At 53.8% G+C, this 14,224-nt stretch carries 15 protein-coding genes; 8 read left to right on the forward strand and 7 right to left on the reverse strand.

What is annotated here, in order from left to right; genetic code table 11:
- Nucleotides 1-740: 740 nt before the first annotated feature.
- The 3 genes from EAW52_RS25725 to EAW52_RS25740 all read left to right on the forward strand — a co-directional run bounded on the left by EAW52_RS25725 (nt 741) and on the right by EAW52_RS25740 (nt 3,619).
- A complete protein-coding gene (locus EAW52_RS25725) occupies nt 741-1,004 on the forward strand; it encodes a DUF2790 domain-containing protein (RefSeq protein ID WP_122044658.1) in 264 nt (87 codons plus the stop codon).
- Nucleotides 1,005-1,762: 758 nt separating this feature from the next.
- The gene (locus tag EAW52_RS25735) at nt 1,763-2,512 is read left to right on the forward strand and encodes a hypothetical protein (protein WP_122044660.1); all 750 of its coding nucleotides are present in this window, start codon (nt 1,763-1,765) and stop codon (nt 2,510-2,512) included.
- Between the two features lie 387 nt (nt 2,513-2,899).
- Nucleotides 2,900-3,619: a GntR family transcriptional regulator gene (locus tag EAW52_RS25740; RefSeq protein ID WP_162997748.1), complete on the forward strand. Its 720-nt coding sequence runs from the start codon at nt 2,900-2,902 to the stop codon at nt 3,617-3,619.
- A gap of 15 nt (nt 3,620-3,634) precedes the next feature.
- On the opposite strand, the gene EAW52_RS25745 is transcribed toward EAW52_RS25740, so the two are convergent.
- Together EAW52_RS25745 and EAW52_RS25750 are read right to left on the reverse strand one after the other, a co-directional pair.
- On the reverse strand, nt 3,635-4,468 hold the full coding sequence (locus tag EAW52_RS25745) for a PfkB family carbohydrate kinase (protein ID WP_122044662.1): 834 nt from the start codon (nt 4,466-4,468) through the stop codon (nt 3,635-3,637).
- Nucleotides 4,469-4,479: 11 nt separating this feature from the next.
- Nucleotides 4,480-5,484 (reverse strand): SIS domain-containing protein, encoded by a 1,005-nt coding sequence (locus tag EAW52_RS25750; RefSeq protein ID WP_122044663.1) that lies wholly within the window; start codon nt 5,482-5,484, stop codon nt 4,480-4,482.
- A gap of 249 nt (nt 5,485-5,733) precedes the next feature.
- Here EAW52_RS25750 and EAW52_RS25755 point away from each other — a divergent pair, with 249 nt between their 5' ends.
- The gene (locus EAW52_RS25755) at nt 5,734-7,032 is read left to right on the forward strand and encodes a sugar MFS transporter (RefSeq protein WP_122044664.1); all 1,299 of its coding nucleotides are present in this window, start codon (nt 5,734-5,736) and stop codon (nt 7,030-7,032) included.
- 90 nt (nt 7,033-7,122) lie between these two features.
- Here EAW52_RS25755 and EAW52_RS25760 read toward each other — a convergent pair whose 3' ends face one another.
- Nucleotides 7,123-8,085, reverse strand: a complete 963-nt coding sequence (locus EAW52_RS25760) for a DNA replication terminus site-binding protein (protein ID WP_122044665.1) — start codon at nt 8,083-8,085, stop codon at nt 7,123-7,125.
- Between the two features lie 372 nt (nt 8,086-8,457).
- On the opposite strand from EAW52_RS25760, the gene EAW52_RS25765 reads away from it, so the two are divergent.
- From EAW52_RS25765 to EAW52_RS25775, 3 genes are read left to right on the forward strand one after another with little or no spacing between them, the layout of a single operon-like run.
- Entirely contained in the window at nt 8,458-9,465 is a 1,008-nt protein-coding gene (locus EAW52_RS25765) for an SUMF1/EgtB/PvdO family nonheme iron enzyme (RefSeq protein ID WP_122044921.1), read from the forward strand.
- A gap of 48 nt (nt 9,466-9,513) precedes the next feature.
- Nucleotides 9,514-9,978 (forward strand): hypothetical protein, encoded by a 465-nt coding sequence (locus tag EAW52_RS25770; protein ID WP_122044666.1) that lies wholly within the window; start codon nt 9,514-9,516, stop codon nt 9,976-9,978.
- Nucleotides 9,979-10,034: 56 nt separating this feature from the next.
- Nucleotides 10,035-10,253 (forward strand): hypothetical protein, encoded by a 219-nt coding sequence (locus EAW52_RS25775; RefSeq protein ID WP_122044667.1) that lies wholly within the window; start codon nt 10,035-10,037, stop codon nt 10,251-10,253.
- Between the two features lie 183 nt (nt 10,254-10,436).
- On the opposite strand, the gene EAW52_RS25780 is transcribed toward EAW52_RS25775, so the two are convergent.
- From EAW52_RS25780 to EAW52_RS25795, 4 genes are all read right to left on the reverse strand, one after another.
- Nucleotides 10,437-10,697: a bacteriocin immunity protein gene (locus EAW52_RS25780; RefSeq protein ID WP_122044668.1), complete on the reverse strand. Its 261-nt coding sequence runs from the start codon at nt 10,695-10,697 to the stop codon at nt 10,437-10,439.
- A gap of 46 nt (nt 10,698-10,743) precedes the next feature.
- Nucleotides 10,744-11,013: a bacteriocin immunity protein gene (locus tag EAW52_RS25785; protein ID WP_122044669.1), complete on the reverse strand. Its 270-nt coding sequence runs from the start codon at nt 11,011-11,013 to the stop codon at nt 10,744-10,746.
- A gap of 664 nt (nt 11,014-11,677) precedes the next feature.
- Nucleotides 11,678-11,911: a hypothetical protein gene (locus EAW52_RS25790; RefSeq protein ID WP_122044670.1), complete on the reverse strand. Its 234-nt coding sequence runs from the start codon at nt 11,909-11,911 to the stop codon at nt 11,678-11,680.
- Nucleotides 11,912-12,636: 725 nt separating this feature from the next.
- Nucleotides 12,637-13,467 (reverse strand): hypothetical protein, encoded by an 831-nt coding sequence (locus EAW52_RS25795; RefSeq protein WP_122044671.1) that lies wholly within the window; start codon nt 13,465-13,467, stop codon nt 12,637-12,639.
- 123 nt (nt 13,468-13,590) lie between these two features.
- Between EAW52_RS25795 and EAW52_RS25800 the strand changes: the two genes are divergently transcribed.
- Complete coding sequence (locus tag EAW52_RS25800; protein ID WP_122044672.1) at nt 13,591-14,085, forward strand: hypothetical protein; 495 nt, start codon at nt 13,591-13,593, stop codon at nt 14,083-14,085.
- Nucleotides 14,086-14,224: the final 139 nt, after the last annotated feature.

A 14,224-nucleotide genomic window follows, 5' to 3' on the forward strand; every position in this document is an offset into this window, starting at 1 on the left:
CAGTGCAAATGTCCTGCGCGGCATCGCTTGCTCTGCGCTCGGCAAAGTTGGTGTATTGGGTCAGAAAGCTGCCTAGGGATTGTTCTTCCTCCGCTACAACTGACGGAAGCTGCGCCAGATATCGCCCCTGATAGTTGCGCACGCGATCACTGGCGCTCTGCAGCGACTCGCCCACCCTCGATTGCGCTTGGCCCTGCCAGACAGGTTATCTGTCTCTCATGCCAGTTCAGGTACTTCTCTACACCCCGGTGGTAGCAGTGACTTATCTCAGCCAGCGAGAGGGGCTCGTTACCTAGTTTCTGCTGGGAGAGGTTCTGATATTGCCCGTGCAGGCTGACTAAGCAAGTCTTCTCACGGCTAAGGGTCTGATCGATCAGCTGCCTGGCCAGCTCAATGCTTCTACCAAGCTCTTCGGACTCCTGCTGAAGATGACGCAGGATTGATCCGATATCTTGGACGGGGTATTAACGCGGTTTTTGGACTGTTGTGGCATCATCAGAAACGACTCTGTGCTCACGCCACCGCATGGGTTTTATCTGCTTTGCTCCAGGTATTGGCAACATATCAACCATGCGGCTCGGCCATATCTAAATTGTAGCAGTTAGACCATTAATATAGATTCGCAGCCAAGATCCTAGGGCTATCACCATAAATGATAGATACAATTTACAGTATCAATTTCATGAATCTAAACATACATGGTGGAATGTGGTATCTGAAACTTAAATGGATATCACATTATGACTGTCGTCAAGAACTTAAGTATTGCCATGATATTTGGTGCGTTCAGCCAGTTTATATATGCCGGAGATGCAGGGGCTAGACTGGCTTCTAATTCCGAAGGCTATGAAGCAGAAACCATCAAAGTTGTTCGAACTGAGCGTACAACCGATAATTGCGGGGTTGGTGTTTCCAAGGTGACTTATCAAGACAGAAACGGTGAAACCCATACTAAGCAATTCCGTATACTGGGTAGCGGACCCTCCGGTCATAGCTGCAATTAAAGTCTTTTGTCTGCAACAGCAGATGCCTTTTATCAGCAGTCTACGTATCTAACCTGAAACACGCTTGATACGAATACACTGCTGAGGAATTCGGTTTTAGCTCAGGCACTAAAGGTCTATGGAACAGGCCTTAGCGAAAGGGCATCCCTGGCTCAACTTGATCGCAAATGCGCCACTCAGGCCAAAGTGGCATCTGCTCTTTTGAGCCAGCGGACAGGCCCTCCAGGCCACTCGCACGCTAAAGAGCCTTTGTAGCTTATTGCTTCGAACAACTCGTTAACAGCGTTTGGGTTTTGCCGCAGCCATGGCTCATGGGTTTGCCTGCACTTTGCCGAAATAGCTCGGCAGCATCAGTTCCAAGCTGATCATATATGGCATTGTTCACGTTACCGATAAAGCGCTTCGAATTACGAATACAGTCGCTGACAAGGTTCTGCATGTATTTTGGGTCTTCAATAATAGTCGAGCCGTTATCTGCCCAGTAGCAGACAACAATTGTGACGATACGCCAGACATCGGCGCAACCCGTAGTACTCGGAGTAGGTCCTGGCTCATAGCAAGCCAGATAACCGCACATAGACTGACCTGCTCTGGTAGTACTTGCACCAGGCTAAAACGTCGCGCCACTGCTTGAGTAGGGAGTCGCTTACCTTGAGTTCAACCAAGCGATGATTGACAAATATCCGGCCCCCTCATAACGTGACTTAAGTCACAGGAATATAGGCGGTCTGTAGTCGCCATCTGGATCAGGGATCGTCATGCCACCCCGCGATCGTCATGGTAAAACCGCTGAGGATTACCGTACTGCTTTGATAGCTGAACGTGAGGCTATCTCTCCCCGGTCCCGCAACCAACGTGGGCTTAATCCGCTCTTGTTTGTATGGCTTCTAGTGCCACTTGCTGCGCTATGGCTGAACTTACCTTGGCTGCGCCAGCATGTCATGCCAAACGGCACTAATACCCCGCAGGTAATCCATGAGCCTTCGCGCGCTTCTGCTCGTGAGCAATGGCTGCCTGGGCCATTACAAGCGGCCCCGGCACAACCTGAAACCTTCGCCTTACCCCGGCCGCTAGACGAATGCATGCGTGGCGGAACAATGGTCAACGAGGAGGTCCTGCGCTGTCGTTACGGCGAATTGCCCCGCTCAAGTTCAGAGCAGGATAAGGCCAGGGGCATGGTTTCTGATGAGTATCTGGCTCATTTCAAGGCAACAACAGCGGCCACCTCACGACGAGAGAAGCAAGAGGCTCAAACAGAGAGTGAAACCCACTTCATTTCAGGTTGGGACGGTCATTCAACCTATAGGGCTGACTGGAGCGTAGGCGATAACCACATTGACTATGGCAGCGTATGCTCCAATTACCGCAAAGGGTTGATCGAGTATCGCGAATGCCGCAAAGGCGCCAAGCAGTGGTTTAAGCAGCAATGTGCGCGATACCAGAGCAGCGGCTCAGTCTTGAAAGAACGCTATTGCTCCGCTGCCAGTGGGTTCAGCCCTATGGGCTAACGGGTTGATGGACTTGGCGGAGCACACATTAGAGACGCCTGCGTGCAATCAGTAATATGGCATGTGCCAGAGGTGTTTTCCTTGTGAGGAAGATAAACATCAGCCGCCCACGTCAGATGATGCGCCAGTTCTCCGTAGGGAAAGTCGGACTCTTTTTTAGGATCAATAGACTTTGTCCTCAATACCTTACTTTAGACTCAAGCCCTTACCGACATGCATCCCGTAGCCGTTATCAATGGCAAAGCCATGCCGAGGTTTAAAGTGATGTGCTGCTACCGTAGAGGAGAAAGGGGTACAAGCAGTCGAATCAGGTCTTTATATTCACGACATGTCCTTGATGAACAGGAAAGTGATACCCTCCCGTTACGTTATGCCGGTCAGCTCACCATGAAGTCACTTGCCAATGCTCTGCCCCTCTACGATCAACTAAAGTTTGCGTTGATACAGGCTATTACTGCAGGTAAGTATCCGGTTGGTCACTATCTTCCCGCCGAGCCTCAGCTGTGTGAACGTCACAATGTCAGCCGGATTACAGTCAGGCGTGCAGTCGAAGAGTTGTGCCGCGAAGGTTACCTTAAGAAGGTACGAGGCAAGGGTACGCTGGTTATCTACCAAAAGGTCAACCAGACGCTTGTTTCGCTGACCGGTTTTACCGAGAGCATGGCTCAACTCGGCCGAAAAACGGATTATCAGATACTGGCCACCCATTGTCCTGCAGCCGACAGGACAGCGCAGGTCCGCCTGGGCGCAGCCCGTGCAGAGGAAGTGGTTCACATCGAGCGTCTGATTTCAGTCGACGGTCATCCCCTGACGCTTGAGCACCTGTATTTCAATAAGTCTGTATTTCCCGGCGTGCGGGAAGCAGTAGAACAGGGCCGCTCGTTTTATGAGTCGCTACAGCGGCTTCACGGCGCCAGGCCTGAGCACACTGAACGTGTCATCAATGTTGTGTTTGCGAGCCCTGATGAGTGTGAGCGCCTGCGCTGCCAGGCGTCAGACCCGGTCTACCGGATCGAGAAGCTCACGCAGGATACGGATCGCATCCCGCTTGGTTTCTCGATCATGATTACACCCGTCAGTCGGATCACCTACACCATCAGCGAGTGATCCGGCTGCGCCTGCCTAGTCAAGCTGCTTACCATAGCCAAAGGCCCCATGGTATCCACATACCTCTGCTGCGTACCGGGCGGCAAAGGCCAGCGCCGGGGCAAGCCCTGTCTGCTCGGTGAGGTAATGGGTCAGAAAGGCAGCAATAAAGGAGTCTCCAGCGCCCATGGTATCCACTACTGTCGCCGGATAGACGGGTTGCTCCACTACCGTGCCCCGGTAAGAGAAATAGGCAGGTGCCTCCGCACGCGTTACCCCGACCACTTCCACCCCCAGGTCATGCACCCGCCGCACCAGCGTCCTGATTTCGGCCTGTGACAGGTCACTACCAGAGAAAAAAGCAAACCCAAGGAGCGGACAGATGCGCTCCAGGTTATCAGATGTCCAGTATTCAGGACTGGAGAAATCAAACGACAGGGTTTGGCCATGAAGTTTCGACAGTTCGCGCTCAAGGCTGGTGTTAAGACTTACACAGGAATGAACCACATCAAACTGACGCAGATAGGTCAGGTCGTCCTGATTAAGCGTCAACGCAACCAGTGACTGCACCCGTGTCGCATGATTGGTGCCTGTGAAACACCGATCACCCTGGGCATCGAGCGTCACGTAGGCAGCGCCTGTGCTCCCTCTGACGACGCGGTGACGGCTGATGTCAACGCCTTCCTCCACCAGGCAGGCCTGCAGGTGCTGGCCGGCAGCGTCATCACCAATCAGGCCCAGCCAGGCTGCGTGCTCTGCGCCGCAGCGTCGGGCCATGACCGCTACGTTGACAACGCTTCCGCCTGGATACATGCGGTGCTGGTCCTGGTAGATGTCCACGACCGCATCGCCTATTCCAATCAATCTCATACGGCTACCTGTCAGTAGTCAATCTTCTTCATGTAGCGCCGGCTGACCAGCATTGGATGTCCACGTCTTTCAGCCAGCTGGTAGGCAAACGACCAGAGAAGCTCGAAAAACACAAGTGGCGCAAGGTTGCCTTGCCACTGGGAATCGATTCCAGTGAAGTCAAACGCCCGGGCATCAAGGACCAGGGTCTTGTCTTTCGAGCCATGTCGCTCCAGGAACTGTTGCGCCCGTTCCTCCAGTGGGCGCGTATCATCCAGCCCCAGCAGCAGTATGAACGGTGTATTGGGATCCACCACTTCAAAGGGTCCATGAAAGAACTCGTTGGCGTGAATGGCCTGCGAGTGGATCCACTGCATTTCCATCAGCACGCAGATCGAAAAGGAATAGGCAGCCCCATAGTCCGCCCCGCTGGACAACGTGTAGATGACCGGTTCCTGGGCGTACCGCTCGGCAAAGCAGGCTGCGGTCTGGGCAAACCCATCCAGGGCTCGATCAATCACGGCCTGAAGGGAGTCCAGGCTGTGCAAAAGCGACGGCAAAAGCTCAAGCCCCTCATACCGGTCGATGAGCGCAGCGCCCAGTTGATAGAGCACCGCATAGTTACTGTTGGCCGCATCGATCGGGATCCCCGTCGTATAGTGGGCGTCGTACTTGACCACCTGATCGACTGCCCTGGCCAGCGCAGACTCACGGTCCTCGGTGGCGCCTATCGTGAAGGCTCCGTGCTCCCGGGCAAAGGCGGCGGCCTTGACGGTTTCGCGGGTCGTACCGGTTTGCGAGCACAGAACGACCAGCGAACGTGGCCCAAGGGATCTGGGATGGCGCATAACAAATTCGTCGGCGTTATAGCACTCGGCGCGAAGCGTGGAAGCGTGTTGATCAAACAGGAATTTGTTGGGATGCATCACCGCCAGCGAGCCGCCACAGGCAACAAAGAAGACGGTATCGATAGGGCGGTTACCCAGCGCATCAAGTGCGAGCTGTACATCAACCTTTAAGGGGCGTGAGGGTGCCATAGTTTCTCCTTTCATATAACGTCATATGACGTCATTAGTTAAATCAAAGCTATGCCCTCTCTAACGCCTTGTCAAGAAAATAAGATGAGAGCTATTGACACCTAGGAAATCTTGAGCCTAGTTTAGAGATGTCATATGACGGCATATAACAACAAGGCAGACCGTCCCGCTTTTATTCCTGCCTCTTTTGCTCGACATCGTCCAATAACGACCGGCGTACCCGATACGCCAGCATGAGGTACGCGACAGATGAATCATCAGGCGATTTCCAACCGGCGCGCATTGATCGTTATCACAACGATCTTTTTTATGTGGGGCATGATCAACAGCCTTAACGATGTGCTGATACCTCATCTACGGGCAGTCTTCTCACTGAGTTATACCCAGGCAATGCTTGTACAGCTCACCTTTTTTGGTGCCTATTTCCTCATGTCGCTTCCTGGAGGAAAACTGCTTGGCTACCTTGGCTATAAACGCACCATCAGCACCGGTCTTTTCATCGCAGGCTCTGGAGCGCTGCTGTTCTATCCGGCCGCACGGCTGCCGTCCTATCCCCTGTTTCTGCTTGCCTTGTTTGTGCTATCTACGGGGATCACCCTCCTGCAGGTGTCCGCCAACCCCTATGCCAGTCGCCTCGGCAGTGAGGCCACGGCGTCCAGCCGGCTAAACTTCACCCAGGCCTTTAATTCCCTGGGCGGTATTGTTGCGCCAGCCCTGGGCGGCCTGTTGATCCTGTCAGGCTCGGTACTGGGAGTCGCCGAACTGGCAAAGCTTAGCCCGGCCCAGCAGTTGGCCTATCGGGTGGAACAGGCGCAGGCTGTCCAGCTTCCCTATCTGGGGCTGGCAGGTCTTTTGTTTGCCCTGTCGGTTCTGGTCTACAGGCTGAAACTGCCGGATTTTCAGGATGCTGGAGACAACACGCAGAGCGGTGGGCGGTTAGGCGAGGTGCTGCGCTGGCCGCATGTGCGTCTGGGGGTCGTTGCCATGTTCTTGTACGTGGGCGCTGAGGTGGCGATTTCCAGCTTTCTGATCAACTACATCTCGCAAAGCCACATCGGTAATGTATCGGAGCGCAATGCCGCCTTTTATGTCTCCTTCTACTGGGGGCTTGGCATGGTGGGTCGCCTGTTGGGTTCCATGCTATTGAGGTACATCCCGCCTGGGCGTCTGCTGGGCCTTAACGCCATCGCCTGCGCGGCGCTTTGCATCGTCACGCTGTTCAGTGAAGGCCTGGTCGCCATGTGGAGCCTGGTCAGTATCGGCTTTTTTAATGCCATCATGTTTCCCACCATCTTTACCCTCGGGATCGCAACGCTGGGGCCACTTACAGGCAGGGCATCAAGCCTTCTGGTAATGGCCATCGTTGGTGCTGCAATCGTGCCGATGGCCCAGGGAATCGTGGCGGATCTGATAGGCCTACAGGTCTCGTTTATTATGCCCCTGTTCTGTTACCTGTATGTGATCTTCTACGGATTCAAGGGCTCGCGAGTAACCGCTGCGTCAGCTCAGGTCCTGCCCGTGCAGGGCATCAGCCTAACCACCCTGTAGAGGTGCCGCTGGGCAGTCACGACACGCCTGGGAAGTGGTAAGGCAAAGGCTCGGCAAGGGCCTGCGGCCAGAGGCAGATCTTGCCAGCAGTTAGGTCAGTTGATAGGTGATACCGCCCAGGCGATAGGTTGAGGGCACCGAGGCGGCAGATTCCTCCAGGCGCTGGGGTATGGTCTTGCCTGGCAGATACAGGTCCCGTCCCGCCAGCGCCTCCTGTCGCGCCTTGCCGTCGCTTCGGCGCGAGCGCCTGACGGTTCGATTGAAGTCCTTGAGTGGCGTTACCGTCAGCGCCTTGTCAGCGCATACCACAAACACCGGCAGGTTGCCTTTGATCATGGCATCCCAGCGCTCGCCCCTGGGCTTGAACCAGAGCGTACAGCGCGGATGCGGTGTCACGGTCTTGTGGTGGACCAGGACGGCGCTTTCGGCCAGATGCGCGATGCTGCGAAGCTCGATGAGCTCAGGTGTCTGTTCCAGCGGAACCTGCTGCAGGTCTGCGCGTCGCTGGGCTCTGTCTTCAAGGTCCTCACGGATGCGCCCCACCGTGATCCGCTCGGTGCCACCGGTATGCCCTGCCCAGCTGAACGAGATCCTGCGAGGACTGCCGTCAAAGGCGTGCAGGGTGCGCAGGAGCTGGTAGGCGTTGATGTCATGGCCCAGGGCGCGGCGCAGGACCGAGGAGCGCATCATAGGGGCAAGGCCCTGAGCCAGTCGTTCGGCCTCAAGCGCTTCCTGTATGCGCTGCTTGCAGGCATTGATCTGCAGTACCTGATCCAGTACCGACCGGTCCAGGCGAAAGTAGCCGGGCAGCCGCGTCACGGTACCTGGGGCCTGACCGGCATCAAGTCTGAAGGTGCTGATTGCACGCACGGCCATGTTGATCGCCTCACGGCCTGACAGGTGCTCGACTGCTATGAGATCGGGGGCCCGGTGTTCGGTCAGCACCGGCAGCGTCCAGACATGCCCATCCACGACGAACTCAGGCCAGAGCTCGTTAAAGGCAATAACCCGTCGGTTTAGTGCCTGGTAGGCTTCAACTATGGCTTCGTACATGACGTATCCATGGATGAAAAGTTATACCACCTCTTAACATAGTACAAATCAACCAAACAACCCCCTTCTCTGAAGCAGTACCCTCCCCTACCGCTTTCCTTACCCTTAATTCCCTTTTCCTTCTTCTCTCCTTCAATAGAGCGGGTCAATGGAAGGGATTGGTGTAGATGCAATAGCGTGTATACAGTGGTGGTATAATTCTTTCCCTTGTTTGGCACGTGATCGGTGGTAGAGCCTGGTCAATTCCCTGAAGCCAGGCACGTTCATCAGGATCCGCCCTGCCGGTTCGGTTATCTTCCTCTTGCATCAGGACAGGTTTGACCATCGAAGTACATGCTACCCTTTCACCTGATTGCCATTTCAGGGATGAACATGACCGTGCGTACTCTGGCTGTTTCACTTATCAGCCTCGGCTTCCTGGCTGCCTGCGACTCTGACTCCGCATCGCTTCCCCAAAGCAGCGTTCTGTTACCTGAACAGGTGCAGGCTATTGCTCGGAACATTGAGGAGAAATATCCCAGCCTCTCTAACTCAAAGCGTCAAGAAATCCTAACTCTAGCGGTTCGCTCTATTGATGAGATGATTTATGTTGAGGGCGGTGAGTTTGAAATGGGGGACTTTGGCTGGATCTGTGATTTTGACCCCGCTCAGAAATGCGACTGGCCGTGTGGAGAGGAACCAGAAAACCTCTGTCCCATTACATCTGGTAGAGACAATCCGCTCCATCCAGTCAAGCTGGACAGCTATTACATGGCTAGCAAGAAGACGACGTTGAAGGATTTTGATCTCTTCAGAGAGTCCCATGGCCTTGGTATTTTTGATGAGGCACTGCGTAAGCGTGAGGATTTGAAAACCTATTATCTCCCTAAAAATCCGGCTCCTACCAAAGACTGGCAACAGGCCAAGGACTACTGCAACTGGATTGGCGAGCTCAGCGGCTATCCCGTCGACTTACCGACTGAAGCACAGTGGGAATTTGCAGCGCGTGACAGAGGGAAAAGGATTCTTTACCCAACCAGTGACGGTACGCTAAAGATTGGAAAGAACTTCCCTGACCGGAATGCTCGACCGGGGCACTCCGCTACGCCAACGCCTGTAGACAGCTATCCGCCCAACCCTTTAGGGATATATATGGCTGCTGGGAGTGCTACAGAGTGGGTCAACGACTGGTACAGCGAGAATTACTATAGTGAGTCACCTGCATTAAATCCTCCCGGCCCTGAGAAGGGTACTGAAAAGGTGGCTCGTGGCTTTCCGGCAGGAGATTCCCCCTGGGCTTCAGCCTATACTGTTATGCGAAAAAAACGTCCCAGTGAAGGAAAGGGTTTTTACCCAACCCGAAGTTTCAGATGCTCGTTACAGTCCAGTGAAAAGCTTTAAAACCCAAGTGCATTTGCCTGAGTATTATCATCCCAACGCTTGCACGCCATGACTAATCACTATCCCGGCTTCAACGTCTATGCCTCCTCAGGCGCCCTGAAATTCGAGCTTGCAACGAATCGATCGGGCGAGCCAGTCATCAGTGTGGATGGCGCTAACAAGTCAGGTGAGGGCTACGACTGGGGCAGCAAACTTACCTTTCAGGTAACGCCTCGGGAAACCACGCTTTTCATGTGTGCTGTGACCGGACTGGTACCCGAGTTCGAGGCCAAAAACCATGGTGAGGATCGCTCCAAGTCATTGCTGCTGCAGAACCAGCCAGAGCGCGGTGTGTTGCTGCTCAGGATGCAGGCGCCAGGGCGCTCCATCATCGTGCCGATTACGCCGGATAAGGCCTTTGAGCTGGGCTGCCTTGCGATGCGGGTACTCTCCTCACAGGTTGGGCTTGACCCAGCCACCTGCTTTTCTATGCTCAGAATGACCGCGGCTCGGCTGTACCAGCAAAAACACTGATATCAGCCCCGTCGCTATCACAGACCTAGCGCTCACACTAAACAGGTGCATCGCCAATGAAGCTTTCCCTCAGCAAACGCAAAACGCTCTCCCAGGACCTGCGCAAGGTGGGCGTAGCCGGGATTTCCATTGGTATCATCAGTCCCCTGTTTGCAAGACAGCTTGCTGAGGTTGGCCTGGGTTCGTACTGGTTATCTGGCGTAGTGCTGGCGGTGGGGCTTTCGGCCTGGGTGGCGGGCTTGATGCTTACTCCCCCACCATCCGAAGAAGCCTAGACCCGGGCAAGGCTGCTCTTACGAAGCCAGAATACATAGCCCATGAGGTCTTACAAGGATCTTCCAGGTCTCTCAGCCTCACCCAAGGGGCTTCTTGAAACCGGATATCTCTCTTGGCGTCAGGAAAAACAAATCAATGGCTGACGCTACAGAATCGCTTGCCCAGAACCTTTATACACATATCTAACAGGTGTTTTTGAAAGCGCTGAGTCCTCTTTCTGCTCGCCATTGTATGATCTGCCTGATCACGTCTGCAGGCGAGCCATCGCCCTGCTCAGGGTAGTAGATCAAATCCGAGCCCAGGGGGTGTTGTGTGACCAGAACAAAATGCTCCAGCAACCGGTCCTGATAGTTATTACTGCCCTGGGCAGCACAGATCTCTTCCAGCAGGGCTCGAAATTCATCCTGCGTATAGTCTGAAAGGCTAGTTTTGAGTTCTACCATATCGCTGCTCCCTGCACATGGATTCCAAGGCTATCTGCGCGGGTCCTTATGATTGGTTGGATCTAGGCTGCCGGAATCCAGCAAGCTTATTTTCGGCCCGCCATTGCTTGATCTGCTCAAGGACCTCATCTGGTGATCCATGCCCCGAGGCAGGATAATAGATAAGGTCAGCGCCGTCTGGATGCTCAGATATAATTTCGAAATGCCTTACCAGGGCAGAATGGTCCTCTTCGCTGCAAACGTTTACTTCATGGATATCGTGTAAGAGCTGAAGAAACTCAGCCTCGGTATAATCAGAAAGCGTTTCCTTACGCATGGTATTCCTGCTTAGCTAGTTTAGAACGATGGGCTCTGGTTACCAGCCACTGACCGGAACAGCATGGCATAACCACCATCACTTAAATGGTTTATATACTCCACCCGGTTATCAAAAAGCCGTTTTCCCATTCGACTCAGCTATCGCTGCTCCCATCATCAAGCGGCTTACGCTGCTCAAGCAGAGCACGCCCTGGTCAAGCGCTGTACGTGATTCATCTTCACTGGGAAGCACCCTTCGTACTGGCTGGTCGTTTCGATTAAGGATGGAATAGCGCACAACCGACGCGTCTTTTGCGAGCGGACCGTGAGATACCCACTGTGGGATCACCATCAGGCACTCGCTTTTATTCATCGTATATACGCACCTACAGATCCATCTGGCTGATGTTCTGATGGGTTAAGCTCGCCTCGCTTAAGATGAAAGATCACCAAGCATTTGAGAATCTAGTTATAGAAGACAAGGGCGAAAGAAAAATCTTACCTTTCCGTACTGATTCGCTACTGTCGGGCGACAAAGGCAAAGCCCTTACCAAGCGCGTATGAGCGACCTGGGCAGATTCGGAAGTACATACTTTTCATGTTTGGCTTGTGCTCATCCCCCTTGTCCGAATTCAAAAATGTACAAGTCTGTTTCCCAATAGGTTTGTAACGGGCCAGATTCATTAGTCCTCTCCGTTGGTCTGGTCTGGCTGGTCGAAGAGGTCATCTGGCAGGGTGGTAATGAATAGCCTTACATGGCGAAGCGGCGAAGGACTGTTCATGACGTCAAACATGTACTGCCGGTAACGCCTGGGTAGTTGTTTGGAAAAGCGTTTAGCCGCCTCGGCTACCGCCCGGTCTGTGCCGTGGATTTCCGCTATGAGTCCCAGTAACAGGACTGCGTCAATGAATCGCAATGTGATTTCCTTCCTTTACCTCTGCCTTAGCGGCTCGATTAGTCTTGTACCGGGTTGATCGAACGGACCCTGGCATTATCAAGCGCCCCCAAAGGTCCCTGTCTGCATGCAGATCTATCTCTGGCCCCTGTTCCTGAACCAGTCTGGTGTCTGGCTTTCTGCTACCTTGCTTATAAGGCTTCTCCTGGACAGGATGGTTCTCCTGCCTTCTACTATCTTTCAATAGGAGACGACGTACAGCATGGGTTCCAGAACATGCATCCAGTACGAGCTAACTCTTGTACGGCGGCCCATTGGTATAGCATCATCCTAGGTTCCGACGCTCGCTACGCCCATCACGACACCTACCGCGGCATCTGACCTATACCCCTTTCTGGGACAAGGGCTTGATCTGCCTGTATCTCAAGGCTGCAACCTAGCTCCATTGAAGATAAATTGTAAGAAGCTTAGATAAACCGGAGCCTGGTTAAAAAGAAGGATGGAGCACCCAAGCACCTCGAGGCTCAACCTGTTCAAGCGGCCTGGTTGTTTTTTGATCAATAGCTACAGGCCGCTCAATATAAGGAGCGTAGGGCCTTTTCCACAGAACTACCCACCTCTACAGTGGAAAAAATCCATTGCCCTATCGCATCCTGACATCATGCGATAGGGCATCTGTATGGTGCCTTACATGGTCACAACTGGCACATGACCAAAGCCCGCCTTGTGCTGCTACCTGTTGCTAGCTAGACGCGCCAAAGATCAACAACGTCTGAACCATACTCATCCCGCCAGGGTTTGAGCTCGCGGGCACGAGCGGTTGTAACCTCTCGCTCCTCACCGGTATGCGGGTTTCGGTATTTGACCAGGGCCCGGGAAGCCTTGGTTTTCTTCGCATCTGCGGCCTGGCCCGTTTTATTGCTGGCTCGCGTTCGGGTACGCTTTACCGGTTGGGCTGGCGGATTGGTCTCACTCTCTGCCGTGGCGGCGGAAACCGACCCCTTATCAGCCTGCTCGTTTACAGCTGATTCAGCGATAGCTACTGCCTCAGGCTGCGCTGCAGTCTTCTCTTGAGATGGCGCGTCTTCCAGCGGTGAGCTGATATCCTGTTCATCGGTGGGCTCACTGGCAGATACAGCCCTACCCTCTTCAGAGGCCACTTTGGCCTGTTCTGCTGGGTTGGCGGCACGAGGCTTGCGCACCGGCTGTGCCTTAGCCCTGGCCTTAGGGTTTTGGGGTGACGACACAGGCTGATCGGCAGCCTTGCGCGTCGAACGTTTTGTATTCCGCCCAGCCTCCGCAGCCGTTGTGGTATCGCCCCGCTTGCGAGCCGCTGCCGGTTGCTTCTCATCATCCTTTTGCGCTGAGGCTACCGGGGTATCCGGCAACGCCCGAACAAAATCATTGAGCTCATCAAGCCCATAGCCATAGTCGGCCATAAGCCCTTTCACCCTTTCGGCAAATTCCCTTTCCTTTTGAAATTCGGGACTGTCCAGCAACTCTTGCCGGCGAAGCGTTAGCTGCTCAATCTGAGCATTAAGCTGCGCAATCTGCGATGCGGTTATTCTTTGCTTCACATTCGTCTCGCTTCTTATAGGTTGTTTACTAGACAGGATAGCTTTCAACCCCAAGGTTATCCTGAGTAGACCAGACGGCTTGCCCTCCAACGATAACCGGATCTGCCGGAATGCGTAAGCAGGATGAATGAGGATAACGCCGCGAGAGGTCTGTTTGCCGTGACTGTACTGGCTTTACGCTACTCCTTCATATTGCAGTTCCAGATCCGCGGTGCTAAAACAAAGGCCTGGTTATGCGGTCTGATACAGGTAGATGCCATTCATCTTTTTGATCAAGTCAACATGAGAGGGGCAACGTTGCAGTCAGCAGAGAAGCGAATGGAGTGGTTTACTCTGGATGCTAGCAGTAGCTATACGGAACGTTCAGAGGAGACATGGATACGAACCATTGGTATCGATGAGCTCACCGGCGAGGCACATGTGTGCTGTGCGGTAGCAGGGGATGAACATGCCCTGTCGATCTATGCGCTCAAACAGGGTCAAACCGTTACGATCAGCAATGGTCACACTTATGTCGAAGCCAAATGGCTTATCAGTGCATTTCCCTTCTCGCGCGATACGCTCAGAAAGCTGCTAGGCGGATCTATTACCTCTCGGCCCGCCTTACGGGCCTCATAGCGCTTTACGTAATAAAAGCCACTACGCATGTAACGGCTTTTTGGTGTTACGTAGTTTTTCTACCGCAAAAGCAAAACCCCCGGGCGGTTAGGCCTGGGGGTTTTGGGTATAGGTGCTTGACGATGACCTACTCTCACAT

It is taken from the genome of Pseudomonas sp. LTJR-52 (assembly GCF_003691465.1).
Lineage (GTDB): Bacteria > Pseudomonadota > Gammaproteobacteria > Pseudomonadales > Pseudomonadaceae > Chryseomonas > Chryseomonas luteola.